Source organism: Hyphomonas sp. FCG-A18, assembly GCF_045287255.1.
Classification (GTDB): domain Bacteria; phylum Pseudomonadota; class Alphaproteobacteria; order Caulobacterales; family Hyphomonadaceae; genus Henriciella.
In genome coordinates, this window is sequence record NZ_CP137142.1 from 1,207,490 (window position 1) to 1,232,015 (window position 24,526).

Consider the following 24,526-nt stretch of genomic DNA (forward strand, 5'->3'; position numbering starts at 1 on the left):
TCTTGTTAGAGGCCTGCCCTTGTTGCTTTCTGGTGGGCAAAGATAATGCTCATGGGAGAGAAACAATGGCCGAAGCTTATATCATCGATGCGTGCCGCACGCCGCGCGGCATTGGTAAAGTCGGAAAAGGGGCTTTGGCGCATCTCCATCCCCAGCACCTTGGTGCGACCGTTTTGGCGGCGATCCGTGATCGCAATAATCTCAATACCGCTGAGGTGGATGACATTATCTGGGGCACCAGTTCGCAACGCGGATCACAAGGCGCTGACCTTGGTCGAATGGCGGCGCTTGATGCAGGGTATGATGTGAAAGCTTCGGGCGTGACGCTTGATCGGTTTTGTGGATCAGGGATTACAACAGTGTCTCTGGCAGCGGCGCAGGTCATGTCGGGTATGGAAGACGTTGTGATCGCCGGTGGCACTGAGATGATGAGCTACACGTCTGCAACGGCGGACCCAAAAGTTCCACCAATGCTGGATGCCGGGAATATGAGCCTGCGTGAGAAGCATCCGCAGTCCCAGCAAGGCGTGTGCGCTGATGCGATTGCGACATTGGAAGGAATTGATCGCGAGGCTGTGGATCAGCTGGCTGTGACCAGTCAGGAGCGGGCTGCGCGCGCGATTGCTGAAGGGCGGTTCGATAAATCGGTTGTCCCGGTGCATAACCCGGACGGGTCTCTGGCGTTGGACAAGGAAGAGTTCCCGAGGCCCGGCACAACCATGGAAAGCCTTGGCGGGCTGAAAACCGTCTTCAATATGTTCATGGACATTCCGGTCGATGATCAGGGCAATACCTATGGCAAGATGGTGACCAAGAAATACCCTGAGCTGGAAGGCAAGATGGATCACGTTCACCATGCCGGGAACTCCTCTGGTGTTGTCGATGGCGCGGCGGCTCTATTGTTGGCCTCGCAAAGCGCGGTTGAGAAAAATGGCTGGACGCCGCGGGCGCGGATCGTTGCGACGGCGAATATGGGGGATTGCCCAACTCTGATGCTGAACGCGCCTGTGCCAGCGGCTGAGAAAGTTCTGGAGAAAGCGGGTCTGAGCAAAGACGATATTGATGTCTGGGAAATCAATGAGGCGTTTTCTGTCGTTGCGGAGCGCTTCATTCGTCATCTCGATCTTGACCGGGAGAAAGTGAACATCAATGGCGGTGCGATGGCGCTGGGCCATCCGATTGGCGCGACTGGTTCTATCTTGATTGGAACCGCTCTGGACGAGCTGGAGCGTTCTGGCGGGCGCTATGGCCTTGTTACCATGTGTGCCGCTGGCGGCATGGCTCCGGCGATCATTATTGAGCGGGTTGAAGCTTAGGACGCTGGCTCCGCCATTGCTGCTTTCAGGCGGGCTTCCCACTCCTCGGCACTGTCTGGCTTTGAAAAGCTGACAATCCAGAGTGGGTTGTCGAGGTCCCGAACGACAAACCATAAACGATGGTGATCGGTCCGGTATCGATCACCTTGCAGCCATTTATGCTTCCACTCGACAATCTCTTCATACTTGAAGACACGTTTTCGCCCATCGCGGCTTTTCAGGAAGATCTGTCGGCTATCGGGGTCAAGTTCGATCCGTGAGCCCAACATCGCTTTGTATTTATACTTCGGATTGAAATCCATGCATCCCTCCAAGGGTGAATCAGCCTTGGGGAAGAGCGCCACAGCTCTGAGAAAATGGCAAGGAAGTCGCCTTTTTAGGCTTGACGATCAGGGTTAAGAATTTAGGTGAAGGTGATATTATCACATTACAAAGGTTCGCTATGTCCCGTTTCCTCCTTTTATCCGCTGCGTCAGTGGCCTCGCTTTCTCTTGGGCTTACCGTGCAGGCCGAAGAAGCTGTTAGTGTTCAGGAGACCATTATTGTCACAACGCCCGGACCAGACCGTGCGGCTGACGAGCTGATCGGGAATGCTACAGCCCTGAATCGTGAACAGGTTCTGGAGAACCTGTCTTCCACGTTGGGTGACTCACTGGATCGTGAGCCTGGTGTTGCAACGACTTTCTTTGGGCAGGGCGCCAGCCGGCCGGTCCTGCGTGGCCTTGGCGCTGAGCGTGTGCAAGTTCTGACCAATGGGCTTGGCGTTATTGATGTTTCAGCAGCATCTCCTGATCATCAGGTCACAGCAGATGGTATTGATGCGGAGAAAATCGAAATCCTGCGCGGGCCAGCCGCGCTGGCCTATGGTGGTCAAGCGATTGGGGGTGTTGTCAACGTTATCGACGGGTTGATCGCCGAGGAGCTTCCTGAAGAAGCGTTCTCCGCAGATTTGTTTGGTGCCTATAATAGCGCGAATGAGGGCAGCGAACTGGCCGGTCGTGGACAGTTTGTAAGCGGACCATTCGTATTCACCCTCTCAGCGTCGCAGCGTGATTTTGATGACTATGACATTCCAGGCTTTGCTGAGTCAGATCGCCTGATTGCGCTTGAGGAGGCCGAAGAAGACCATGATCACGAACATGAAGATGAGCATGATCACGAAGGGGAAGAAGCGTTTGGGACTCTCGAGAATTCATTCCTGGAGACTCAAACGCTCGCAGCGGGGCTAAGCTGGGTCGGGAATGACGCCTTCTTCGGTGTTGCGATCCGTCAGCAGACAGCTGAATATGGTTTGCCCGGACATAGTCATGCGCATGGTGAGCACGAGGACGAGCATGACCATGACGATGAGGACCATGATCATGAGGAAGAGCATGATGAGGAAGAGGAAAATCCGTTCATCGATCTGGAGCAAACCCGTATTGATGTTCGTGGTGGACTTACGCTCGATGCCGGAATTTTTACAGACCTGACCGCGAGTGCGTCTTTCGTTGAGTACGAGCATACGGAATTTGAAGCGCCCGGAGAGGCTGGGTCTTTCTTTGAGAGTGAAGGCTTTGAAACGCGTGTTGAAGCCGGGACAGAGTTTGGCAATGTGATCGGCGCTGTTGGCTTGCAGTATCTTGATAAGGAACTGGATGCCTCAGGGGCTGAGGCGTTCTTAAGCCCAACCGATACACAAAGCTTTGCCGTCTTTGCTTATCAAACACGCGAGTGGGATAGCGGTGCAGGTATTGAAGGTGGTTTGCGTCTCGAAAACACCGAGTTGGACAATATCAATTTCGGGTCACGGGACTTCAGCCTGCTGAGCGGTTCTTTTGGGGTCCATCAGCATCTCGACAATGGCTGGTTCTTGGGCGCGCAGCTGGCTTATACCCAGCGTGCCCCGAACGAGAGCGAACTCTTCGCATTTGGGCCGCACCTCGCGACCGAGCAGTTTGAGGTTGGCGATGCAAACCTCGATAAAGAAACCGGGTTCAACTTCGATGCAACAGCGCGCTGGACAGGCGACAATGTTCGCTTTGGTGTAAACTTGTTCGCCGCTGACTTCGATGATTTTATTTATCTCACACCCGGCGTGACGACTTATGAAGGCGAAGTGGTAGATGAAGCCGATGGCCTGCCGGTCTTCCTGTTCGTTCAGGAAAGCGCGACTTTCCGCGGCGGTGAAATCTATGGTGGTCTGACGATCCCTGAAGGCCCGATGGGGGGCGAATGGGACTTTACCGCTGGACTCGATTTTGTTGATGCTGAACTCGATGATGGCGGTAACGTACCATTTGTTCCGCCGGTGACCCTGAATGCGGGCGCAAGTGCCGAATGGGGTGCTTTCGAGGTTGGCGCTCATCTGACCTGGGCCGATGACCAAAGCGATGCCGGGGCCGGCCAGCTGGAGACCGATGGTTATACTCAGCTTGATTTGCGCGCTGAGCTTGATCTGTCTGACTTTGGTATCGGCGCTGATGGAACAGAGCTGTTCATTGAGGCCCGTAACGTAACGGATGAAGAAATCCGTTATGCCACCTCAGTCCTGAAAGATGTCGCACCTGCACCGGGCCAAAACACCCGTATCGGACTTCGCCTTTCCTTCTGATCGATCAAATTCAACACATCGTCTGAACCATACTCTCACATCTCTGTGCCATATCGGGGCGTAACGAAATGAACCACGCGCCCCGATAAGCGTGGCAGATAAGGTGATGAGAGTATGGCGAAGACAGTTCTGGTCGTTGATGATGATCCTACACAGCGCCGCCTTTTGACGGCTGCGGTTGAAAAGGCTGGATTTGCTTGTCGAACAGCACCGGACGGGGAAACTGGTGTTGCCACGGCGACCGATAGCGCCGCTGGTGTTGATGTTGTCCTGCTTGATCTGACCATGCCGGGGCTTTCGGGCATGGAAGCGCTTGAAATGCTATCGGAGCGTCGCCCGGACCTGCCTGTGGTTATGCTAACCGCGACCAGCGGGATCGATACAATCGTTTCTGCTATGCGCGCTGGCGCCGTTGATTTCATCGTAAAGCCCGCCAATCCAGAACGCGTCATCGTTTCGATCCGGAATGCCCTGAAACTGTCTTCGCTGAGTGGTGAGGTGAAACGCCTGACCCGGAAAGCCGAAGGCGGTATGGGCTTTGAGGATATGATTGCCAGTGCGCCGTCTATGCTTCAGGTCTTGCGGCTTGGCCAGCGTGCGGCAGCGTCCGATATTCCGGTCTTGATTTTGGGGGAAAGCGGTGTCGGTAAAGAAGTGATCGCGCGCTGTATTCAGGGCGCGTCTGATCGTGCGGGTAAGCCGTTTATCTCTGTGAACTGCGGCGCGATCCCGGAAAATCTGGTCGAGAGCATCCTGTTCGGCCATGAGAAGGGCGCATTTACGGGTGCGGTCTCTCGCTCACCGGGTAAATTCGTTGAGGCTGATGGTGGTACGCTCTTCCTTGATGAAGTGGGTGAACTGCCGCTCGACATGCAGGTCAAATTGCTGCGTGCGCTTCAGGAAGGCGAAGTCGATCCGGTTGGCGCTCGCCGCCCGGTTAAGGTTGATGTGCGGATTATTTCGGCGACAAACCGTGATCTGGCGACCCGTGTGAAGGAAGGGGCTTTCCGTGAGGATCTTTACTACCGCCTGAACGTGTTCCCGGTGGAGATGCCGGCTTTGCGTGAGCGGATCGAGGATGTTCCGGCCTTGGTCGATCACTTTATTGGCCGCTTCAATGCGAGCGAGGGGACCAATATCCAAGGCGCCAGCGAAGAAACGCTGAAAATGCTTTGCGCCTTTGATTGGCCGGGCAACGTACGCCAGTTGGAGAACTCAGTCTTCCGCGCCGTTGTCCTATGCGAGGGCGAGCACCTGCAACCGTTCGATTTCCCGCAGATCAGCGGTGTGATGCCTGAGATTGCAAACCTGCCGGATGTGCCCGCGCGCCCGGCGCCTGCGAATGATATTGAGCCAGTTTCATCGGCAGTCGCCGTGTCAGGGGCAGAAAGCCCGGTTCCCGTCATGGAAGATGGTGAAATCCGCGCTCTGTCTGATGTTGAGCGTGACCTGATCGCTTATGCGATTGAGCACTATGCCGGGCATATGAGCGAGGTGAGCCGCCGCCTTGGGATTGGCCGCTCAACGCTGTACCGCAAGGTGCGCGAGTATGGTCTCGAAGAAGAGACCAAGCGCGAGGCAAGCTAAAGGCCGAGGCTGGCCAGCACAGTTTCTGTATCCGCACCAAGTTTGGGGGGATCAAGGTCTATGCTGGCTGGGGTCGCACTGAAGTGTACAGGGTGCTTTAGGGTGCGGTAGGTGCCTGCATCCGGATGTTGGCGTTCTTGAAAGAAGCCAACCGCGTTGAGATGCTCGTCAGTCAGCACATCCTTCATCTCATTGAACTTCATGGTCGGAATATTGGCGTCATCAAGCAGGGTGAGCCACTCATCTGTTGTCTTGGTCAGGGCGACCTCGCCGATAATCGCATAGAGGTCAGTAATGTTCTCGGTGCGCGCCTGATAGGTTGAGAAGCGCGGGTCTTCGAAGACGCCATCGCGGCCGCCCATTTCGAAGAAAGTCTCCCATTGCTGGTCGCTATAAGGGACAAGGCCGATATAGCCGTCCTTGGTCTTGTACGGCTTGCGATTGGCATTGATGGACCGTGTATAGGCAAGCTTGCCATTGCCGGGCATAAAGGTCTCTCCATACAGGTTTTCGACCATGTTGAAGAAGGTGAAGCTTTCAAGCATGGGGACCTGCACAAACTGGCCTTCGCCGGTCTTCTCGCGATGGTAGAGCGCCGCGAGTGTTGCATAGGTGGCAAACAGGCCGACCGTCTTGTCAGCAACCAGACTTGGCGCATAGGCCGGTTCTGAGCCATCGCGCATGGAGGATAGGCTGGCAAAGCCGGACGCGCCTTGAATCAAGTCATCATAGGCTTGGCGATGCTCATAGGGGCCACCCATGCCAAAGCCCGCACAATGGACATAGACAATGCCCGGATTGATCGCTTTAACGCTGTCATAATCAAGGCCAAGTCGCCGCATCCCGGCAAGGCGGACATTGTGGAAGAAGACATCGGCCTCTTTCAGCATCGCGATAAGCGCGGCTTTGCCGTCTTCTGTCTTGGCATCAAGCTGAACGGACTTTTTGTTACGATTGAGCGCGGTATAGATTGGCCCGAGATCGCCAGTTGGCGATTTACCCGCATAGCGCATCATGTCGCCGGCTTTACCCGGCTGCGCGCTTTCAATTTTGACAACATCTGCGCCCAGATCACCAAAGATCAGAGTCGCAAACGGGCCGAGGACGACAGAAGACATGTCGATGATTTTAACGCCCTGAAGCGGTCCGGTGCGGGTCTCTGTCATGCCTGATGCCTCCATTTTGTATTTGTTCTGACCAGATAGAGTGACGCATAGCCGTTTGGCTAGATTTTCGTTGGGGCAGGTTTTGGGGCTTTTCCAAAAACACAGGCTGCGATAGGGGCAGGCCATGCAAACTACGAAATATGCGATTCCGATTGCCCTGATCCGTGAACCTTGGACGGTGGCCTTCTTCGTAATTTGCGCGCCGCTGCTTTTCCCATTCGTTTTGACAGAGCTAGCGACAGTGCTTCTGCCTCCTGATGCGCGGTCTGGTATTGGCGTTCTGTGGATTGTGATTTGCCTGGCTATGGCTTGTCAGTTCGCAGCAGTTTCAATCTGGAGTGAGCGGATTGGGGCAGGGGCATTCGGTGGGCGTTTAAAGGGCCAGATAGACCTGTTCGTGGCAGCGCTTTTCCTTGGACCACTTTTCCTGATTGGCCCAACTGTCATGATGAGCCTGCTGAGTGGTGGGCAAGATGGGTGGCAATATGCTGATGGCGTCCCACCCGATGTTTATGGCCTACTGAACTGGACCCCGGTTTTTATCTTTATGGCCGTTGTCATGGCCCCCGTCGTTGAGGAAGTCACATTTCGCGGAATTGGTCTCGGCGCGTTGATCGTGCGCGGTGTGCACCCACTTGTCGCTGTAGGGATTATCAGCGCCATTTTTGCGCTTATGCATCAGCAGTACAGTCTGGAAGCGATGTTTGCGGTCTTCCTGACCGGGCTGGGCTTGGGGTGGCTGCGCTTGGCGAGTGGGTCGGTTGGCGTCACCATCGTTGCGCACATGGCGGCCAATGGGAATATCCTCCTCTTGCAGTATGCTTTTACGCAAGCTCCCGCCACGTGAGGGCTTGCCCGCTGCCGGGATGCGGCGCACATCCACTCAATGAGTGATGATCTGACCCTCGAACAGACCTATGATATTCCTGAAGGTTATCAGCCTTTGCCGTGGCACCGAGGCTTCGGGCGGCAGGTCGGCCCCCTGTTTGAAAAACGCGATACCGACGGTTTGATCCGAGGCTTTCGCGTGGGCGAGCACCATACCAATGGCATGATGAATGCGCATGGCGGTATGCTGATGACGTTTGCAGATATGGCCTGGGGCGCCGCTGTTGAGAAAGACGAGGACACCTGGTGGGTCACGATCCGTCTGGTTTGTGACTTTCTGTCCGGAGCCCCGCGTGGCTCATGGGTCGAGGGCCGCGCCAAAGTGCTGTCCGTCGTCGATGGTGTGCATACCGTCGAAGGGCGCATCTGGACAGGGGATAAGACCCTGATGACGGGAATGGGAATTTTCAAAGTGATTGAGAAGCGGGTGTAGCCATGGCGGACGATATACAAGAACTCTCGCCGGAGCAGGCAAATCTTCTGGCCGTCTATGGCGGGGCCAAGCCAACCGCACCAGACTGGTTCACAGCGGTTGTCGAAACGCCTTTCGAAGAGCGCTTTATCGAAGTTGAGGGTGCTCGCGTGCGCTATCAGCGCTGGGGCAGTTCTGGCAAACCTGGCCTTCTATTGGCACATGGCAATGGCGCTCACGCGCACTGGTACGATTTTATCGCGCCATACTTTGCCGAGGACTATTGCGTGGTCGCCATGACCTTTGCGGGGATGGGCGATAGCGATTGGCGGGAGCGTTATTCAGTCGAGACCTTTACCAAGGAGCAGTTGGCTGTCTGCGAAGATGCGGGCCTGTTCGCACATGAGCAAAAACCCACAATCGTTGCGCACTCCTTTGGCGGCTTTATCACGATGCATACCGGGTCAAAGCATTCTGATAAGTTTGCCGGTATCATGATCGTCGACAGTCCAGTTCGCCCGCCAGATGACGAATGGGAAGGGCCGCCAACGCGGCCGCGTGGCAACCGTATCTATGATGATCTGACCAGCGCTCTAGCGCGGTTTCGACTAGCCCCGCCGCAGCCTTGTGAAAACCACTACATTGTCGATTACATTGCCCGGCACAGCCTGAAACATGTGGAGAAAGAAGAGGGTGGAGAAGGCTGGACCTGGAAGTTTGATCCTTTCATCTGGCGTCGCTTTGATGCGATGGATAAGCCCTCAGAGATGCTGATGGGAATTACGTGTCCGCTGACCGTGATGCGCGGCGAGGATTCGATCCTGATGGGAGAAAAGATCTGGTCGTATATGCGCTCTCTGCGCGGCGATATGGCAATGGTCTCCATTCCGGGCGCGCAGCATCACGTCATGCTGGATCAACCATTGGCTTTCGTTACCGCCGTCAGAGCGCAGCTTGCCGCATGGAGCGTGAGCGCTTAAGCGCGCTGCATGGAAGCGTTTCTCTCTGAGTATGGGGTTTTGATACTGGCACTGGCAGGGTGTGGCCTGTTCAGTGGTCTGGTGGCGGGCCTTTTCGGCATTGGCGGCGGCGCGGTGATCGTCCCAGTGCTGATCATCCTGTTCGAATCCCTCGGTTTTTCAGACACAGCCAGCCATGTTGCCATCGGTACATCACTCGCCACGATCATTTTGACTTCGGCGCGTTCCGTGATGGCGCATCATAAGCGCGGCGCGGTTGACTGGCAGATTGTGAAGACATGGATGCCATGGATCATGCTGGGCGCAATCGCTGGCCAACTGGTTGCCGGGATGCTGTCTGCGGCGGCTTTGAAAGGCTTCTTCGGCGCGATGGCTCTATTGCTCGCGGCGCAGCTTTTCTTCGGACGGCCGAGCTGGCGACTGGCTGAGGATCTGCCGGGCGGGGCCAAGCGCGCCGGGTTAGGCGGCGGCATCGGCGCGTTATCGGCGATCATGGGAATTGGCGGTGGGACTTTTGGGGTCAGCCTGATGACGATATGTGGTCGCGCCATCCATCAGGCGGTGGCAACGGCGGCAGGGTTCGGGATCGCCATTGGTTTGCCGAGTGCGGTGACAGCAATCATTGTTGGCTGGGGGCGGGAGGGCCTGCCGCCATTTTCCGTCGGGCATGTCAATCTTGCCGCGTTTGCACTGATCTCAATTTTTACAGTTACTATGGCTCCGGTCGGTGCCCGGCTCGCGCACAGCCTTGATGCGCAGCTTTTGAAAAAACTGTTTGCGATCTTGCTGGCAATCGTCGCAGTGCGAATGCTGTGGAGTGTTATTGCCTAAGGATCAGGCGCTCCCCGCGGAATTCATAGGCATAGAGCTGCGACAGGAAGCTCATCCCCAGAAGCGACTGCTCCAGATCGGTTCTAAGAACCATCGCTTCGACATTGCGGACGTGAACCTGGTTGACCTTTAGGCTATCGAGCACAACGCTCGCGCCCATTGTCTCACCGCCCGCTGTGCTAATCCGCCAGCGATAATCCAGTGTATCTGGCTTCAATCCGAGCCGCCGCGCATCTTCATAGGTCAGAGCGACGACACTCGCTCCAGTATCGACCATGAAGTTTACCGTCGCTTTCTTGTTCACCAGAACGTTCGCCCAGTAATGGCCGTCATTCTTGAGGTTGAGCACAGCGCTACGACGGGTCGCATTCGGAAGCGGAGCACCATCTGGAGCCGTCGTGTTAGTCACAGTCATTGTAGCGGCATTGGTCTTGGGTGTATTCGTCGAAGCAGACTCATCAAACTTTGGGGCCAGAAATACGGCCACCACACCGGCGATCGCGCCAGCGACAATCATACCACCAATAAAGTTACTTGCACTCATTTCACAGGTCCCAGTTTCCCCAATGCGCGCAAGTGGTCCATTCGCTCCGGCAGTTTAGCCATGACAGCCTCGCGACCTTCCGGCCCAAGCTGTACCCAGCCACCAATCTCTTTGAGTGTTCGGCCACAGCCAAGGCACTGCCCGGTTTCGCCATCGACGGCGCAAACCTTGATACAGGGTGACTTGATAGCCTCAATACTCACGCGATTACCTCCAACGCAGAATGCGAATGTTTCACGAAAATCCGAATATTGGATTGACTTAGACTGTAAAATAGTGACGCAAAGGCCAAATATTGACAATGAGGTCTGCTGTGACTGACGCTGCTGCCGATGCGAGCCCTTTTACCGATGTACGCGCCCTGATTGCGCAGCCTGCTGGTCCAAACGATGAGTTTGGTCAGAAAGTGTTTGATGCCCTTTTGGGTATGGGGCGTGAAGGCGATTTTGGTAAGCTGGGTGAGGGCGCGGCCTGGCTGTCATCTTGGCAAAAGCGCTATCCACCGCGCATTGAGAACCCAACTCTAGCGATCTTCGCAGGCTCTCACGGCATGACCGCAGGCGGGGTGAGCCTGTCATCAATTGAGAGCACAAAGCAACGGGTTGATGCCTTGCGAAGTGGGACAGCGCCTTTATCCGCAATTGCTGCGCAGGTCGGCGCGAATATCCGTGTGTTTGAACTCGCCATTGAGAAGCCGACCCCGAATATTGCTGAAACCGCCGCGATGAGTGAGCGCGAGTGTGCAGCCACGATCGCTTATGGTTTTGAGGCGCTTGAGGGCAAGCCGGATGTGATCGCCTTGGGCGTTGTTGGTGCGGGGATTGGAACCGCAGCGGCTGCCGTGGCTTGCGCGCTTTATGGGGGATCACCTGATTATTGGGTGCGGCCGGGGCCACAGGTCCCAAGAGACATGGGACAGGCGCGTGTTGATTTGGTCGAAGCCGCCCTGAGAATGCACCGCGGACATCTTGAGGATCCTTTGCAGGCGTTGCGTTGCCTTGGCGGGCGCGAACTTGCCGCTTGTGTCGGGACAATTATCGCGGCGCGCCAGCAGGGTATACCGGTTCTGATTGATGGGTTTGCTACAACGATTGCCGCGGGCATCGTCCATGCGATCAATCCGCTGGCAATTGATCATGTGCGTGCGGCGCATGTTACCCGTCGCCCGGCGCATCAAGCGGCTTTGGAACGGCTCGGTATCTCGCCGCTGGTTGATCTGGAGTTCAATACGGGGGGCGGAATGGGGTCAGCAGCGGCGATTGGCCTTCTGAAAACCGCCTGCGCGCCTTTCCTCGGGCAGCCTGTTTCCTCATAATTTTCGTCTTGATGTGGTACCCTGTCACATTGTGCAGAGTTCGCGCGACGTGATAGTTGACGTTGACGTTCGCGTTAACTTGCTTTTGAATATCGCGCACGGCAGAAGCATATAAATAGACTCAAGGGATGGCCCATTATGAATCTCGAATTTTCACCAGAAGAAATCGCATTTCGCGATGAAGTGCGTAAGTTTATTGATGAGAATTACCCAAAAGACCTTGTGGGGATGGGTTCTCGTGAAGACCTGACCCGCGAGCAGTTTCTCGCCTGGCATAAGATTCTGGGTAAGAAGGGCTGGTCCGCTCCGGCATGGCCAAAAGAGTATGGCGGCACAGGCTGGACCTCGACACAGCGCTATATCTGGTCGGAAGAGAATGCTCGCGTTGATGCGGTCATGCCGCTTCCGTTTGGTGTCTCTATGGTCGCCCCCGTGATCTACACATTCGGTTCTGACGAGCAGAAAGAACGTTTCCTCCCAAAAATTCTTTCTGGTGAAGAGTGGTGGTGTCAGGGCTATTCAGAGCCAGGCGCTGGTTCTGACTTGGCTTCGGTTAAAACCACGGCGGTGCGCGATGGCGACCACTATGTCATCAATGGGCAAAAGACCTGGACGACACTGGCCCAGCACGCCGATTGGGGCTTCTTCCTGTGCCGCACTGACCCAGATGCGGCCAAGCCTCAGGAAGGTATTTCTTTCATCCTCGTTGATATGAAGACACCGGGTATCGAAGTTCGCCCGATCATCACGATTGATGGCAGCCACGAGGTCAACGAAACCTGGCTGACCGATGTGCGTGTCCCAGTTGAGAACCTTGTTGGTGTTGAGAACAAGGGTTGGACCTATGCGAAATTCCTGCTGGCGCATGAGCGTTCCGGAATTGCTGGCGTCGCGCGATCCAAGCGTGGCATTGCCAAACTGAAGCAGATTGCCTCAACCGAGGTTCTTGATGGTGAGCCGCTCATCTCAGATGACAGTTTTGCCCGCAAAATCAGCCAGCTTGAAATCGATCTGACAGCCCTTGAGTTTACCGAGCTGCGTACACTGGCTGGCGAAGCGCAAGGCAAAGGACCCGGGCCGGAAAGCTCGATCCTGAAGGTCAAAGGGACGGAAATCCAGCAGCGCCTGACACAGCTAACGCTTGAAGCGGTTGGTAATTATGGTGCGCCTTACTTCCGTGGCTTCCCGGAAGATGGCTCGAACGAGTTTCCGATCGGTCCAGATTATGCCCACCATGCGGCGCCGCTTTACTTCAACATGCGGAAGACCTCGATCTATGGTGGATCAAACGAAATTCAGCGTAACATCATCACGAAAATGATCCTGGGCCTTTAAGGCGCGCAGGGCACAGGAGGAAATCTTATGGACTTCAATTTTACCGAAGAGCAGACCATGATCCGCGACAGCCTCGCCCGGCTGATCCGCGAGCAATATGACTGGGATACCCGTGTTGGCGTGGTCAACAGCGAAAGCGGTTGGCGCCCGGAAATGTGGGCACAGTTTGCTGAGCTTGGTCTGCTGATGGCGCCATTTAGCGAAGAAGATGGCGGCCTTGGCGGCGGCCCGGTTGATGCCATGGTGGTGATGGAAGAGTTCGGTAAAGGCCTTGTGGTTGAGCCGTTCGTGCCAAGCGTTGTCTGCGCAGGCGGTTTCCTGAAGCATGCAGGTACAGCCGCGCAGAAAGAAGAGCACCTCCAGGCGATTATGGGTGCGGCAAGTACATTTGCCTTTGCTTATGCAGAGCCGCGTGGCCGCTACAATCTTGCTGATCTGGAAACCACGGCCAAGAAAGATGGCTCAGGCTATGTCCTGAACGGTCACAAGGCTGTCGTGATTGGCGCGCCATGGGCGGACAAGCTGATCGTAACCGCGCGGACCGGCGGTGACCGCCGCGATGCGGGCGGTATTTCGGTCTTTATTGTCGATAAGGCGGCCTCAGGCGTAACAGCCCGCGATTACCCGACTGTCGATGGTCGCCGGGCTTCTGAAGTTTATCTTGAGAACGTTTCTGTTGGCGCTGATGCGCTGATCGGTGCCGAAGGGGAGGCCCTTCCACTGATCGAGCGGGTCGTTGATGAGGCGATTGCCGCAACCTGTGCTGAAGCCATGGGTGCGATGGGCGTTGCGCATAAGATGACTGTTGAGTATTCGCGTCAGCGTAAACAGTTCGGCACGCCAATCGGCAAATTCCAGGTTCTGCAGCACCGCATGGTCGACATGTTCATGGAGCATGAGCAGTCTATCTCTATGACCTATATGGCCACGCTCAAGCTCGACGAAGATGAAGTTGAGCGGAAGAAAGCCGTTTCGGCTGCCAAGGTTCGCATTGGTCAATCTGGCCGCTTTGTTGGGCAGGAGTCGATCCAGATCCATGGCGGCATGGGGATGACGGACGAACTGGCCGTCGGTCACTATTTCAAACGCCTGACCATGATCGACAGCGAGTTCGGAAATATCGACCATCATATGCGTCGCTATACGGCTCTAAGCGCTGGTGAAATGAAGGCGGCTGCTGAATAGCACGACTATATTTTGCGATTACAGAAAGCCCGTGCTTTTAGCGCGGGCTTTTTGCTGGTCTGCGCTCCTGTTTCTCTGGGACCATACAGGTCTGGTTTGACCCGCTCGGTTTCTCCCGTCATTGTGCGGTAAAGAGGATGGAGGATCAGATGCGATTTGGATTAGCGACAGCTGGGATGATGGCTTTTGTCAGTGTGTCCGCAGCGCAAACGCCTGCCCCGGCAGCTCCACCACCTTGCTCAGATGAGGCGTATCAGCAGTTTGATTTCTGGCTTGGCAATTGGGAGGTTACCGGCCCGAACGGGCAGGTTGCAGGGACGAACAGTATCACATCGGAGGAGGGCGGCTGTCTGCTTGTCGAGCGGTGGGCAGGTGCTTCGGGTTCAACGGGGCAGAGCTATAATTACTATAACCCGGTCACGGAGAAATGGCGGCAGGTTTGGGTGAGCCCGGGTGCGTTGATCGATTATGAGGGCGGCCTTACCGAAACCGGGTCAATGAAGCTGGAAGGTCTGATTACCTATCCTGCGAATGGTCAAACAGCGCGATTTACGGGGGAGTGGACCCTTAATGAGGACGGCACCGTCCTGCAGCACTTTGAGCAGTATGATCCGGAAAAGGATGAATGGGCGGTCTGGTTCACCGGAACCTATACCCGGCCACCTGCGGAAGAGTAATCAAACAGGCTCAGCGTAGGTGACAGCGGCAGAGGCTTCTGCCAAAGCATGTCCCAGATTATTCTGGAGATTGATTGATGTCTGTCATTACACTTGAGAAGCAGGGGCCAATTGCCATCCTGACCCTGAACCGCCCGGACATGATGAATGCGCTGGGGCAAGAAGGAGATGGTGCAGCGGTGGTTGCCGCGTGTCAGGAGATTGAGGCCGATCCGTCTATCCGGGTTGCTATTCTGACAGGATCTGGACGGGCTTTCTCTGCGGGTGGTGACGTAAAAGCCATGCGTGATCGCACAGGCGCTTTTGCAGGCTCGCCCTATAGTGTTCGCGAAGGCTATCGCCGGAACATCCATCGCATTGTGAAGGCGCTCTACAATCTGGAAGTGCCTCTGATTGCTGCTGTGAATGGCGCGGCGATTGGTCTGGGCTGTGACGTCGCCTGTATGGCTGATGTCCGGATTGCTTCGGATAAGGCAAAGTTCGGGGTCACCTTCCTGAAGCTCGGCCTGATTCCTGGCGATGGCGGGGCATGGTTGCTGCCGCGCATTATCGGGGCAAGCCGTGCAGCTGAGCTCTTGTTTACAGGTGATGTGATCGATGCCGCCACTGCAGCAGAGTGGGGGCTGATCTCCAAAGCGGTGCCGGGTGAGGCCCTGATGGATGAAGCCATGGCGCTCGCCACGCGTATGGCTGCCCAGCCGCCACAAAGCCTGCGGGTCGCGAAAACCCTACTGCGTCATGGCACGACAGCGAGCTATGACACGATCATGGAAATGTCAGCGGCCGCCCAATCTATGATGCATCATACCGAGGATCATATTGAGGGTGTGAATGCCATTCTGGAGAAGCGTAAGCCATCCTTTGAGGGAAAGTAACATATAGTTGCAAATCATTCGCAGTGGCGTGACGCCTCGTCGCACAATAATGGGGGACAAAAAGCACTGAAATTGGCTACAGTGTTCGGCGAAGGTTCTATTGCGTCGGAGAAGAAAGCGTCTTATCCGACGCCGAATGCTATGCGCTGCATCAGGAGTGTCCCGCAATGAGCGACGTTGAGCGTCTTGCTTTAGACTATATGCCGGTCATCTTATTCCTTGTTTTGGGGGTAGGTTTGTCTCTGGCTTTCATTCTTGGAGCGGCGATTCTGGCCCCCAGTAATCCCGACCCGGAAAAGAATTCCGCATATGAGTGCGGCTTTGAGGCGTTCAGTGATGCGCGTATGAAATTTGATGTGCGGTTTTATCTCGTCGCCATCTTGTTCATCATTTTTGACCTCGAGGTGGCTTTCCTCTTCCCGTGGGCGGTTAGCCTTGGGGAGATTGGTGTCTTTGGCTTCTGGTCCATGGTGATTTTCCTGGCCGTTTTGACCATTGGTTTCATTTACGAGTGGCGTCGCGGCGCACTGGAATGGGAATAGGAGGCTGATATGGCTGACGATTTCAAACCTTATGCTCTCGGTGCAGCGCGCTCTGGCGTCGAAGGCGGCTTTGATGTTCGCCCGGATGACCCATTCTATGCGGGACTTTCCGACCACTTAGCCGATAAAGGCTATTTCACCGCGAAGGCTGATGATCTGATCGCCTGGGCGCGGACAGGCTCGCTGATGTGGATGACCTTTGGTCTGGCTTGCTGCGCGATTGAGATGATGCAAGCGGGTAATCCGCGCTATGACCTTGAGCGCTTTGGTATGGCCCCGCGTGGCTCGCCGCGCCAGTCGGACGTTATGATTGTGGCCGGTACGCTGACCAATAAAATGGCGCCAGCCCTGCGCAAGGTTTACGACCAGATGCCTGAGCCGCGTTATGTGATCTCCATGGGGTCATGTGCGAATGGCGGGGGCTATTACCACTATAGCTACAGTGTTGTGCGCGGCTGTGACCGGATTGTTCCTGTGGACATTTATGTTCCGGGCTGCCCACCAACCGCTGAGGCGCTGGTCTATGGCTTCCTGCAATTGCAGAAGAAGATCCGCCGTGAAGGCTCAATCGAGCGCTAGGAGATCATGGGCATGAGTGAACAGATCGAAGCGCTGAAAGAGTTAGGCGAGCATATTTCCGTGTCGCAGCCTGATGCGGTGCGCAAATATGTGGTCGCTTATGGTGAGCTGACGATTTACGCCGAGCGCGATGCGATTGTGTCTTTGCTGGAATTTCTGGCGCGTGATCAGCTGTGCATGTTTGAAATGCTGATTGACGTATGCGGGGTAGATTATCCGGAACGCAGCCAGCGTTTTGAGGTCGTCTATCACCTTTTGTCCATGCGGATGAACCAACGCATTCGGGTTAAAATCTCAACTGACGAAGAGACAGCCGTGCCGACCGTTACGGAACTGCATCCAACAGCGAACTGGTTTGAGCGCGAGACCTTCGATATGTACGGCGTTCGCTTTGCCGGGCATCCGGACCTGCGTCGCATCCTGACGGATTACGGGTTTGAAGGCTATCCGCTGCGTAAGGACTTCCCGCTGACCGGCTATACCGAAGTACGCTATGATGACCTCGAAAAGCGCGTCGTATATGAGCCTGTTCAACTGACGCAGGAATACCGCAACTTTGACTTCCTCTCCCCATGGGAAGGGATGCAGGCGGTTATGCCGGGCGATGAGAAAGCGACAGTGCAGGAGGGCGATGATGCGTAATCTTGTTCTGGTGCTTGCTCTGTCCGCTTTGGCCGCGCCTGCTTTTGCTCAAACCGCCGAGGAAACTGAGAAGGCTGTGGATTGTCTGGCTTTGACGGAAGTCGCGAATGACAACCGTTCTGTGCCTGACACAGCGCAAATTCGCCAATGGCGCAGCATTGTTGAAACCAGCCCGTTCTGTAAGCAGGCAGAGCAAGGTGTTGAGTATCGCGTTGAAGAATACCGCAATGCGCTGCGCGCGGCTGATGAAACACGCCGTTTTGCTCTTGAGCTGATGATTGAGAGCGAAGCTGAAAAGTGCGTGAGCGGCGCGATGACGACCAGTTATGAGCGAGGTGTGTAATGGCTGATGATATGAAGCCACTTGCCGACGAAGATCGCAAGTTCACCATGAACTTTGGCCCGCAGCACCCTGCGGCGCACGGGGTTCTGCGCATGGTTATGGACCTTGATGGCGAGCTGGTCGATCGTATCGATTGTCATATCGGCCTCTTGCACCGCGGCACTGAAAAGCTGCTTGAGTACAAGACCTACCTTCAAGGGCTGCCTTACTTTGATCGGCTTCACTATTCCGCGCCGATGAACCAGGAACACGCCTGGTGTCTGGCGATTGAGAAGCTGGTTGGTGTGGAAGTGCCACGTAGAGGCAGCTTTATTCGTGTTCTCTATTCCGAAATGGGCCGTATCCTGGAGCACCTCCTGAATATCGGAACATTCATCATGGATGCTGGCGCGCTGACACCGATCACGTGGGCGTTTGAAGAGCGCGAAAAGCTGATGGTGTTCTATGAGCGGGCCTGTGGCGCGCGTTTGCATGCCGCCTATTTCCGCCCGGGTGGCGTTCATCAGGATATTCCGCAGGATCTCGTTGATGACATCATGATCTGGTGTGAGGAATTCCCGGCGATTCTGGCCCGTCTTGAGGGACTGATCACCGAGAACCGCATCTTCAAGCAGCGCAATGTTGATATTGGTGTCGTCGATGAGAAGACGATCATGCAATACGGCTTCTCTGGCGTCATGGCGCGCGGGTCTGGCCTTGCCTGGGACTTGCGCCGCAGCCAGCCATATGAAGTCTATTCAGAAATCCCGCAGGATGTCTTCCCGGTGATTGTTGGTAAGAATGGTGACAATTACGATCGCTATGTCTGCCGGATGGAAGAGATGCTGGTGTCCTGTGACATCATGAAGTGGTGTATCGAGAATATGCCGAAAGGCCCGGTTCTGGCCGAGAATTCCAAGGTTGCCCCGCCGCGCCGTGCTGAGATGAAGCGCAGCATGGAAGCGCTGATCCACCACTTCAAACTCTACACAGAGGGCTTCCATGTTCCTGAGGGCGAGGTTTATGCGGCGGTTGAAGCGCCAGCTGGTGAGTTCGGGGTCTTCCTCGTTGCAGATGGCACCAACCGACCTTACCGCGTGAAGCTGCGCGCACCGAGCTTTGCTCACCTGCAGGCGATGGATCACATGTGCTACGGGCACCAACTGGCGGATGTTTCGACCATCCTTGGTTCGCTCGATATCGTGTTTGGTGAGGTGGACCGGTAGTGTCTGTACTTCCTGAATCCCGCTTGTCGATAATCACACTCGGTGTGCGTGACCGCGCGGCTATGACCGCTTTCTATGAGGACATTATTGGCTTCAAGAATGTTGGCCCGGAAGGTATGGCGATGTTCAATATGGGCGGCTTTGTGCTGGGTCTGTGGGAAGCTGACAAGCTTGCCCATGATGCCGGGCAGATTGCCCATCCGGTAAATGGCTTCCGCAATGTCGCGCTGGCATATAATGCCCGTAGCGAGGCGGAAGTTGACGAGATTTTTGAGCGCCTGAAAACCGCAGGTGTGCAGATTACAACAGAGCCACACAAGGCGTTCTGGGGTGGATATTCAGGGTATTTTGCGGACCCGGAGGGCAATGCCTGGGAAGTCGCATTCAACCCGTTCTGGACTTTTGATAAGGTGGGACGTGTTGTCCTGCCTGTGGAGGCTGAAGCGTAATGGCGCTGAGACGTTTTGATCTTGAGGCTGGTGGCGAAACATTCGCGTTCAAGCCAGAAACAGAGCCAACAATCCAGTTCTGGCTGGACAAGTACCCGGTCGAGCGCAAGCGGTCGGCGGTTATCCCGATGCTATGGTTGGCGCAGAAGGATAATGATGGCTGGCTGTCTGAGCCGGCGATGCGCGAAGTCGCTGATCGTCTCGAAATGCCATATATTCGCGTCTATGAGGTCGCGACCTTCTATACGATGTTCCGTCTGCAGCCAGTTGGAAAGCATCACATCCAGCTTTGCGGCACGACACCCTGCATGCTGCGCGGCGCAAATAATCTAAAAGAGGTTTGTAAGTCCAAAATCGGTAAGCCTATGCATGTTACCGATGATGGCCGCTTGTCTTGGGAAGAAGTTGAGTGTCTTGGCGCTTGCGTGAATGCGCCAATGGTCCAGATCAATGACTATTATTACGAAGACCTGACCCCGGAGAGTTTTGATGAAATTCTCTCCAAGCTTCAGAATGGTGTTGATGTTGCGCCGGGGACTTTCGTTGATCGTTTGAATTCCGGCCCAGCTGGTGAGCTGACAAGCTTGATGGAATCAGGTCTGTTCGATGGCTCTCGCAATGCAATTTCTGAGCTGCCAAACTTACCGGGCGCTGAGCCTGCTGAAGCAGAGACACCAGAGCCTGCACCCGCGCCAAAGAAGAGCGAAGAGGGTAAAACGACCCTGATCGCCGATAGCAAAAAAGCTGAAACTGAAATTGCCGGTGAGAAGCCGGAGGCTGTTGAAGTTGCTGCTGGTGAAGAAGATGACCTTAAGCGCATCAAAGGCATTGGCCCGGTCAATGAGAATGCTCTGAACGATCTGGGGATCTATAAGTTTTCGCAGATCGCCGCATGGACGCAGGATAATATCGATTGGGTCGAGGGCTATCTGTCCTTCCCCGGGCGGATCGAGCGTGAGGACTGGATTGCTCAGGCTAAGGCGCTCGCTGCGGGTGAGGAAACCGAATTCTCAAAACGCGTTGATGCCGGAGAGGTTGAGTCCTCCATGGATGAGGAGGGTGACAGTTGACCCTCGTTTCCAGACCAGACCCAAGAAAAAAGCTGATCCAGGCTGCCTTGATTGATGCAGTGCTGATCGGTTTGGGCGTTGTGGCTTTCATCACGACGGGCAGCCCGCTCTGGATCCTGCTCGCAATTCTGGTGGGCGCAGGAATAAGCGCACCGCTGATGATCTCGGCAATGCGTCAGATAAAGGAGCAAGATAATGCTTCAGGATAAAGACCGTATCTTTACCAACCTGTATGGTGCGCACTCGCCCGGCCTTGAAGAGGCTAAGAAACGCGGCGCATGGCACCTGACGCGTGAAATGCTGGCACAAGGCCCGGACTGGCTGTGTGATCAGATCAAGGCGTCCGGTCTTCGCGGCCGTGGTGGCGCGGGCTTCCCAACAGGTTTGAAATGGACCTTCATGCCAAAAGAGGTGAAGGCAGACCGTGAGCATTATCTCGTCGTCAACGCTGACGAGTCTGAGCCGGGGACCTGCAAAGACCGTGAGATTATGCGCCATGATCCGCATTTGCTGATTGAAGGCTGCATGGTTGCCTCCCGCGCGATGCGGGCACACAAATGCTATGTCTACATTCGCGGTGAATATATCGCTGAGCGTGAGGCGCTCGAAAAGGCCGTTAAAGAGGCTTATGAAGCCAAGCTGATTGGCCAGAATAATGTGAATGGTTGGGATTTCGATCTCTATGTCCACCATGGCGCTGGCGCGTATATTTGCGGTGAGGAAACGGCGCTGCTTGAAAGCCTTGAAGGCAAGAAAGGCCAGCCGCGTCTGAAGCCGCCATTCCCGGCCAATGCTGGGCTTTATGGCAAGCCGACCACTGTGAACAATGTCGAATCGATCGCCGTTGTGCCGACCATTCTACGGCGCGGTGCTGACTGGTTTGCTGGCTTTGGTCGTCCGAATAATACAGGCACCAAACTGTTTTGTGTCTCCGGACATGTGAACAAGCCATGTAATGTCGAGGAAGAGATGTCGATCACGTTCCGCGACCTGATCGATACCCATTGCGGCGGCATTCGTGGTGGCTGGGATAATCTGAAGGCGGTTATTCCGGGAGGATCATCCGTTCCGATGGTGCCAGCCGAGCAGATTGCTGATGCCTATATGGATTTCGACACACTGCGTGATCTGAAATCCGGCCTTGGAACAGCAGCGGTCATTGTCATGGATAAGTCGACAGACCTCATCCAGGCGATTGCCCGCATCGCATACTTCTACAAGCATGAAAGCTGTGGCCAGTGTACGCCATGCCGGGAAGGCACAGGCTGGATGTGGCGCGTTCTGACCCGTATGGCCAAAGGCGAAGCGGAAATGGACGAGATTGATATGCTGCTGGATGTGGCGGGGCAGGTTGAAGGGCACACGATTTGTGCGCTCGGCGATGCTGCCGCATGGCCAGTACAGGGTCTGATCCGTCACTTCCGTCACGAAATCGAAGACCGTATCACCCAATACCGCGCACCGCATACGCAGGTGCAAGGCTCAACGCTTGTGGCGGCGGAGTAGGGCAATGGTTAGTGTTCTTGCTCGCATAGGTATAGCCTTATGGGCATGTGTTGTAACCTATATCACGGCAACGCTAGCCTATTCATGGTATGTCGTCGTTCGAGCACAAGCGCCCCTTGTAGAGTTTGGTTGGGCTCATATCGTCGTGCTGATCCTTGTCTTAAGTTTGGTGGTAGCAGTGATCTGGAGCGTCCTAAGCGTCATTTTCAATGCACTATTGCTTCGCTTGAGCCTGACGCTTTTGATGAGCGCGATAGCTCAGGCAGTTCTGGGCATTTTCAGTGTCTATGGGGGAGTGTTTAGCGCCCTTACTTTACTGATCATGTCATTAATAACATTTGTGATACATCGCATGGTGGTCCTGGCCGATGACGGTTTGAAAGTACCAGCTTTGCAAGGCGAGGAAGCGTCATGAGCGACGATCTTTTCAAACTGAACATTGATGGCCAGGACATTGAGGTTCCGCGTCATTACACACTGATGCAGGCGTGTGAGGAAGCAGGCGCTGAAATTCCGCGCTTCTGTTATCATGAACGCCTGTCTGTGGCTGGGAATTGCCGGATGTGCCTGGTCGAGTGGGAAGGCGCACCGAAGCCGATTGCCTCCTGTGCGCAGACCGTTGGCGACATGCGTCCTAACCGCGATGGCTCGGCACCAAACATCAAGACTCAGGGCGAGTATGTCGAGAAAGCCCGCAGCGGTGTTATGGAATTCCTGCTGATCAACCACCCCCTTGATTGTCCGATTTGTGATCAGGGTGGCGAGTGTGACCTGCAGGATCAGGCAATGGCTTATGGCCGTGCTGGATCGCGTTATGAGCTGAACAAGCGTGCGGTCGAAGACAAGAATATGGGGCCATTGGTCAAGACGATCATGACCCGTTGTATTCAGTGCACCCGCTGTGTGCGGTTCGCGGCTGAAGTGGCCGGTGTTGAAGAGATCGGTATGATCTCTCGCGGCGAAAATGCCGAGATTACGACCTATCTCGAAGAGAGTCTGAGCTCTGAGCTGTCTGGCAATGTCATTGACCTCTGCCCGGTTGGCGCGCTGACCTCCAAACCATACGCGTTCAATGCGCGCCCATGGGAGCTGCGCAAGACCGAAAGCGTCGACATCATGGATGCGATGGGCGCGGCGATCAGCGTTGACGCCAAGGGCACGGCCGTTATGCGGATTATGCCCGTGATCAATGAAGAGGTGAATGAGGAGTGGTTGTCAGACAAGTCCCGCTTCATCTGGGATGGTCTGGGACGCCAGCGTCTTGACCGCCCGTATGTGCGCAAGGATGGCAAGCTGGCCCCAGCCGATTGGGGTGAGGCGTTTGACGCGGTTAAGCAGGCGCTTTCTGGCCCAGCTGAGAAGATTGGCTTTGTCGCGGGTGACCTGATCGAAGTTGAACAAGCGAAAGCCGCGCTCGATCTTGCTCGTGCGATGGGGGTTCAAAATACGGACTGTCGTCCAGCCGGTGCGCGCTATGGCACAGAAGGTGTGCGTGAGCATTACCTGATGAACCCAACCATGCTGAGCGTTGAAGAGGCTGACGCCATCTTCCTCGTCGGTTCTAATCCACGCAAGGAAGCTGCGGTCTGGAATGCGCGTATTCGCAAGGCCTGGCTGTGGAATGAGTTGAAAGTCTTCGTCGTCGGTGAGGCGGCGGACCTGACTTATGAGTACGAACATCTGGGCGATGACCCCTCTGCGATTGCGGCGATTGCCAAACAGAAAGGCTTTGAGAAGCCGATGGTGATTGTCGGTGAAGGCGCTCTGGCGCGTGAAGATGGACAGGCTGTTCTGGCCTCTGCGCATGCTGCTGCAACCAAAATCGGTGCCATCAAGGATGGCTGGGCCGGCTTTGGCGTTCTGCATACTGCAGCTGGCCGGGTTGGCGCCCTTGATGCGGGCTTTGTTCCGGGTGACGGCGGCGCAGATACAGCAACTATTCTTGGCGGTGCTATGGATACGGTGGTTCTGCTTGGTGTTGATGAAGCCGATCTGTCCAACGTATCTGGTTCTACCGTCATCTATGTCGGCAGCCATGGCGATGCGGGGGCGAGCAAGGCGGACATTATCCTGCCTGCGGCCGCCTATACTGAAATGGCAGCGACTTATGTAAACACAGAAGGCCGTGTCCAGATGACGAAACGTGCTGTGGCGCCAAAAGGCGAAGCGCGTGAAGGTTGGGCTATCTTCCGGGCGCTCTCAGATGTCCTCGGCAAGACATTGCCATACGATTCGGCGGATGCTTTGCGCGCGCAGTTGCGTGAGGCCAATCCGGTTTTTGCCGGTCTGAACTATGCGCCGGGCCATTCTGGTTCAGACGCACTGGCCAAACCGATTGAAGCGGCGGGTGAGTTATCCACAAGCCCGTTCACGGCGACGATTGGCGACTTTTACCTGACAAACCCGATTGCACGGGCATCTAAGACCATGGCCGAGTGCTCGATGCAGAAACAGGGTCTTGAAACCCCGATGGCAGCGGAGTAGGG

General features: G+C 55.5%; 27 protein-coding genes. 23 read left to right on the forward strand and 4 right to left on the reverse strand.

The annotated features are described in order from the left end of the window. The first annotated feature begins 65 nt into the window (after positions 1–65). The gene (locus RYZ27_RS05960; RefSeq protein ID WP_406681457.1) at positions 66–1,316 is read left to right on the forward strand and encodes an acetyl-CoA C-acetyltransferase; all 1,251 of its coding nucleotides are present in this window, start codon (positions 66–68) and stop codon (positions 1,314–1,316) included. Here the strand turns inward: RYZ27_RS05960 and RYZ27_RS05965 are convergent. Continuing rightward, positions 1,313–1,618 carry a hypothetical protein gene (locus RYZ27_RS05965; protein WP_406681458.1) on the reverse strand — a complete coding sequence of 102 codons (306 nt, stop codon included), beginning with the start codon at positions 1,616–1,618 and terminating at the stop codon, positions 1,313–1,315. The two genes, RYZ27_RS05960 and RYZ27_RS05965, sit on opposite strands and share 4 nt — an antisense overlap. 140 nt (positions 1,619–1,758) lie before the next feature. Between RYZ27_RS05965 and RYZ27_RS05970 the strand changes: the two genes are divergently transcribed. Further along, positions 1,759–3,909, forward strand: a complete 2,151-nt coding sequence (locus RYZ27_RS05970) for a TonB-dependent receptor (RefSeq protein WP_406681459.1) — start codon at positions 1,759–1,761, stop codon at positions 3,907–3,909. Positions 3,910–4,023: 114 nt separating this feature from the next. Continuing rightward, on the forward strand, positions 4,024–5,496 hold the full coding sequence (locus tag RYZ27_RS05975) for a sigma-54-dependent transcriptional regulator (RefSeq protein ID WP_406681460.1): 1,473 nt from the start codon (positions 4,024–4,026) through the stop codon (positions 5,494–5,496). Here RYZ27_RS05975 and RYZ27_RS05980 read toward each other — a convergent pair. After that, positions 5,493–6,662, reverse strand: a complete 1,170-nt coding sequence (locus tag RYZ27_RS05980; protein ID WP_406681461.1) for a CaiB/BaiF CoA transferase family protein — start codon at positions 6,660–6,662, stop codon at positions 5,493–5,495. The two genes, RYZ27_RS05975 and RYZ27_RS05980, sit on opposite strands and share 4 nt — an antisense overlap. 124 nt (positions 6,663–6,786) lie before the next feature. Here RYZ27_RS05980 and RYZ27_RS05985 point away from each other — a divergent pair, with 124 nt between their 5' ends. From RYZ27_RS05985 to RYZ27_RS06000, 4 genes are read left to right on the forward strand one after another with little or no spacing between them, the layout of a single operon-like run. Continuing rightward, positions 6,787–7,509 (forward strand): lysostaphin resistance A-like protein, encoded by a 723-nt coding sequence (locus tag RYZ27_RS05985; RefSeq protein WP_406681462.1) that lies wholly within the window; start codon positions 6,787–6,789, stop codon positions 7,507–7,509. Positions 7,510–7,548: 39 nt separating this feature from the next. Beyond that, complete coding sequence (locus tag RYZ27_RS05990; RefSeq protein ID WP_406681463.1) at positions 7,549–7,983, forward strand: PaaI family thioesterase; 435 nt, start codon at positions 7,549–7,551, stop codon at positions 7,981–7,983. 2 nt (positions 7,984–7,985) lie between these two features. Continuing rightward, the gene (locus RYZ27_RS05995; RefSeq protein WP_406681464.1) at positions 7,986–8,942 is read left to right on the forward strand and encodes an alpha/beta fold hydrolase; all 957 of its coding nucleotides are present in this window, start codon (positions 7,986–7,988) and stop codon (positions 8,940–8,942) included. A gap of 9 nt (positions 8,943–8,951) precedes the next feature. Continuing rightward, positions 8,952–9,773 (forward strand): sulfite exporter TauE/SafE family protein, encoded by an 822-nt coding sequence (locus RYZ27_RS06000; RefSeq protein ID WP_406681465.1) that lies wholly within the window; start codon positions 8,952–8,954, stop codon positions 9,771–9,773. Here the strand turns inward: RYZ27_RS06000 and RYZ27_RS06005 are convergent. Together RYZ27_RS06005 and RYZ27_RS06010 are read right to left on the reverse strand one after the other, a co-directional pair. Next, a complete protein-coding gene (locus RYZ27_RS06005; protein WP_406681466.1) occupies positions 9,763–10,317 on the reverse strand; it encodes a TIGR02281 family clan AA aspartic protease in 555 nt (184 codons plus the stop codon). The two genes, RYZ27_RS06000 and RYZ27_RS06005, sit on opposite strands and share 11 nt — an antisense overlap. Continuing rightward, positions 10,314–10,520: a DUF1289 domain-containing protein gene (locus RYZ27_RS06010; protein WP_406681467.1), complete on the reverse strand. Its 207-nt coding sequence runs from the start codon at positions 10,518–10,520 to the stop codon at positions 10,314–10,316. The genes RYZ27_RS06005 and RYZ27_RS06010 overlap by 4 nt, the downstream gene beginning before the upstream one ends. 110 nt (positions 10,521–10,630) lie before the next feature. On the opposite strand from RYZ27_RS06010, the gene RYZ27_RS06015 reads away from it, so the two are divergent. From RYZ27_RS06015 to nuoG, 16 genes are all read left to right on the forward strand, one after another. Then, positions 10,631–11,632 carry a nicotinate-nucleotide--dimethylbenzimidazole phosphoribosyltransferase gene (locus RYZ27_RS06015; protein WP_406681468.1) on the forward strand — a complete coding sequence of 334 codons (1,002 nt, stop codon included), beginning with the start codon at positions 10,631–10,633 and terminating at the stop codon, positions 11,630–11,632. 138 nt (positions 11,633–11,770) lie between these two features. Then, positions 11,771–12,967 (forward strand): acyl-CoA dehydrogenase family protein, encoded by a 1,197-nt coding sequence (locus RYZ27_RS06020; protein WP_406681469.1) that lies wholly within the window; start codon positions 11,771–11,773, stop codon positions 12,965–12,967. Positions 12,968–12,994: 27 nt separating this feature from the next. After that, positions 12,995–14,152 (forward strand): acyl-CoA dehydrogenase family protein, encoded by a 1,158-nt coding sequence (locus RYZ27_RS06025; protein WP_406681470.1) that lies wholly within the window; start codon positions 12,995–12,997, stop codon positions 14,150–14,152. A gap of 149 nt (positions 14,153–14,301) precedes the next feature. Continuing rightward, entirely contained in the window at positions 14,302–14,829 is a 528-nt protein-coding gene (locus tag RYZ27_RS06030) for a hypothetical protein (protein ID WP_406681471.1), read from the forward strand. A gap of 77 nt (positions 14,830–14,906) precedes the next feature. Further along, on the forward strand, positions 14,907–15,704 hold the full coding sequence (locus RYZ27_RS06035; protein ID WP_406681472.1) for a crotonase/enoyl-CoA hydratase family protein: 798 nt from the start codon (positions 14,907–14,909) through the stop codon (positions 15,702–15,704). A 167-nt stretch (positions 15,705–15,871) separates the two neighbouring features. Further along, positions 15,872–16,246 (forward strand): NADH-quinone oxidoreductase subunit A, encoded by a 375-nt coding sequence (locus tag RYZ27_RS06040; RefSeq protein WP_406681473.1) that lies wholly within the window; start codon positions 15,872–15,874, stop codon positions 16,244–16,246. A 9-nt stretch (positions 16,247–16,255) separates the two neighbouring features. Further along, on the forward strand, positions 16,256–16,825 hold the full coding sequence (locus tag RYZ27_RS06045) for a NuoB/complex I 20 kDa subunit family protein (RefSeq protein ID WP_406681474.1): 570 nt from the start codon (positions 16,256–16,258) through the stop codon (positions 16,823–16,825). 12 nt (positions 16,826–16,837) lie between these two features. Next, positions 16,838–17,467 carry an NADH-quinone oxidoreductase subunit C gene (locus RYZ27_RS06050; RefSeq protein ID WP_406681475.1) on the forward strand — a complete coding sequence of 210 codons (630 nt, stop codon included), beginning with the start codon at positions 16,838–16,840 and terminating at the stop codon, positions 17,465–17,467. Beyond that, positions 17,460–17,810, forward strand: coding sequence for a hypothetical protein (locus tag RYZ27_RS06055; protein ID WP_406681476.1), 351 nt, complete (start codon positions 17,460–17,462; stop codon positions 17,808–17,810). Before RYZ27_RS06050 ends, RYZ27_RS06055 begins: the two co-directional genes overlap by 8 nt. Continuing rightward, positions 17,810–19,015, forward strand: a complete 1,206-nt coding sequence (locus RYZ27_RS06060) for an NADH-quinone oxidoreductase subunit D (protein ID WP_406681477.1) — start codon at positions 17,810–17,812, stop codon at positions 19,013–19,015. Before RYZ27_RS06055 ends, RYZ27_RS06060 begins: the two co-directional genes overlap by 1 nt. Beyond that, positions 19,015–19,464 carry a VOC family protein gene (locus RYZ27_RS06065; RefSeq protein ID WP_406681478.1) on the forward strand — a complete coding sequence of 150 codons (450 nt, stop codon included), beginning with the start codon at positions 19,015–19,017 and terminating at the stop codon, positions 19,462–19,464. Before RYZ27_RS06060 ends, RYZ27_RS06065 begins: the two co-directional genes overlap by 1 nt. Next, positions 19,464–20,534, forward strand: coding sequence for an NADH-quinone oxidoreductase subunit NuoE (gene nuoE / locus RYZ27_RS06070; protein ID WP_406681479.1), 1,071 nt, complete (start codon positions 19,464–19,466; stop codon positions 20,532–20,534). Before RYZ27_RS06065 ends, nuoE begins: the two co-directional genes overlap by 1 nt. After that, positions 20,531–20,743: a hypothetical protein gene (locus RYZ27_RS06075; protein WP_406681480.1), complete on the forward strand. Its 213-nt coding sequence runs from the start codon at positions 20,531–20,533 to the stop codon at positions 20,741–20,743. The genes nuoE and RYZ27_RS06075 overlap by 4 nt, the downstream gene beginning before the upstream one ends. After that, the gene (gene nuoF / locus RYZ27_RS06080) at positions 20,730–22,040 is read left to right on the forward strand and encodes an NADH-quinone oxidoreductase subunit NuoF (protein ID WP_406681481.1); all 1,311 of its coding nucleotides are present in this window, start codon (positions 20,730–20,732) and stop codon (positions 22,038–22,040) included. The genes RYZ27_RS06075 and nuoF overlap by 14 nt, the downstream gene beginning before the upstream one ends. Positions 22,041–22,044: 4 nt before the next feature. After that, positions 22,045–22,455, forward strand: coding sequence for a hypothetical protein (locus RYZ27_RS06085; RefSeq protein WP_406681482.1), 411 nt, complete (start codon positions 22,045–22,047; stop codon positions 22,453–22,455). After that, positions 22,452–24,524, forward strand: a complete 2,073-nt coding sequence (gene nuoG, locus RYZ27_RS06090) for an NADH-quinone oxidoreductase subunit NuoG (protein WP_406681483.1) — start codon at positions 22,452–22,454, stop codon at positions 24,522–24,524. The genes RYZ27_RS06085 and nuoG overlap by 4 nt, the downstream gene beginning before the upstream one ends. Positions 24,525–24,526 lie beyond the last annotated feature (2 nt).

Bases quoted from the DNA above. Each gene is read 5' to 3' on its own strand.
- RYZ27_RS06055 (WP_406681476.1), top strand. From the start codon at position 17,460: ATGCGTAATCTTGTTCTGGTGCTTGCTCTGTCCGCTTTGGCCGCGCCT.
- RYZ27_RS05980 (WP_406681461.1), bottom strand. From the start codon at position 6,662: ATGACAGAGACCCGCACCGGACCGCTTCAGGGCGTTAAAATCATCGAC.
- RYZ27_RS06060 (WP_406681477.1), top strand. From the start codon at position 17,810: ATGGCTGATGATATGAAGCCACTTGCCGACGAAGATCGCAAGTTCACC.
- RYZ27_RS06050 (WP_406681475.1), top strand. From the start codon at position 16,838: ATGAGTGAACAGATCGAAGCGCTGAAAGAGTTAGGCGAGCATATTTCC.
- RYZ27_RS05965 (WP_406681458.1), bottom strand. From the start codon at position 1,618: ATGGATTTCAATCCGAAGTATAAATACAAAGCGATGTTGGGCTCACGG.
- RYZ27_RS06000 (WP_406681465.1), top strand. From the start codon at position 8,952: ATGGAAGCGTTTCTCTCTGAGTATGGGGTTTTGATACTGGCACTGGCA.
- RYZ27_RS06085 (WP_406681482.1), top strand. From the start codon at position 22,045: ATGGTTAGTGTTCTTGCTCGCATAGGTATAGCCTTATGGGCATGTGTT.
- RYZ27_RS05985 (WP_406681462.1), top strand. From the start codon at position 6,787: ATGCAAACTACGAAATATGCGATTCCGATTGCCCTGATCCGTGAACCT.
- RYZ27_RS06005 (WP_406681466.1), bottom strand. From the start codon at position 10,317: ATGAGTGCAAGTAACTTTATTGGTGGTATGATTGTCGCTGGCGCGATC.
- RYZ27_RS05975 (WP_406681460.1), top strand. From the start codon at position 4,024: ATGGCGAAGACAGTTCTGGTCGTTGATGATGATCCTACACAGCGCCGC.
- RYZ27_RS06030 (WP_406681471.1), top strand. From the start codon at position 14,302: ATGCGATTTGGATTAGCGACAGCTGGGATGATGGCTTTTGTCAGTGTG.
- RYZ27_RS06025 (WP_406681470.1), top strand. From the start codon at position 12,995: ATGGACTTCAATTTTACCGAAGAGCAGACCATGATCCGCGACAGCCTC.
- nuoE (WP_406681479.1), top strand. From the start codon at position 19,464: ATGGCGCTGAGACGTTTTGATCTTGAGGCTGGTGGCGAAACATTCGCG.
- RYZ27_RS05960 (WP_406681457.1), top strand. From the start codon at position 66: ATGGCCGAAGCTTATATCATCGATGCGTGCCGCACGCCGCGCGGCATT.
- nuoG (WP_406681483.1), top strand. From the start codon at position 22,452: ATGAGCGACGATCTTTTCAAACTGAACATTGATGGCCAGGACATTGAG.
- RYZ27_RS06020 (WP_406681469.1), top strand. From the start codon at position 11,771: ATGAATCTCGAATTTTCACCAGAAGAAATCGCATTTCGCGATGAAGTG.
- RYZ27_RS06045 (WP_406681474.1), top strand. From the start codon at position 16,256: ATGGCTGACGATTTCAAACCTTATGCTCTCGGTGCAGCGCGCTCTGGC.
- RYZ27_RS06040 (WP_406681473.1), top strand. From the start codon at position 15,872: ATGAGCGACGTTGAGCGTCTTGCTTTAGACTATATGCCGGTCATCTTA.
- RYZ27_RS05990 (WP_406681463.1), top strand. From the start codon at position 7,549: ATGAGTGATGATCTGACCCTCGAACAGACCTATGATATTCCTGAAGGT.
- RYZ27_RS05970 (WP_406681459.1), top strand. From the start codon at position 1,759: ATGTCCCGTTTCCTCCTTTTATCCGCTGCGTCAGTGGCCTCGCTTTCT.
- RYZ27_RS05995 (WP_406681464.1), top strand. From the start codon at position 7,986: ATGGCGGACGATATACAAGAACTCTCGCCGGAGCAGGCAAATCTTCTG.
- nuoF (WP_406681481.1), top strand. From the start codon at position 20,730: ATGCTTCAGGATAAAGACCGTATCTTTACCAACCTGTATGGTGCGCAC.
- RYZ27_RS06035 (WP_406681472.1), top strand. From the start codon at position 14,907: ATGTCTGTCATTACACTTGAGAAGCAGGGGCCAATTGCCATCCTGACC.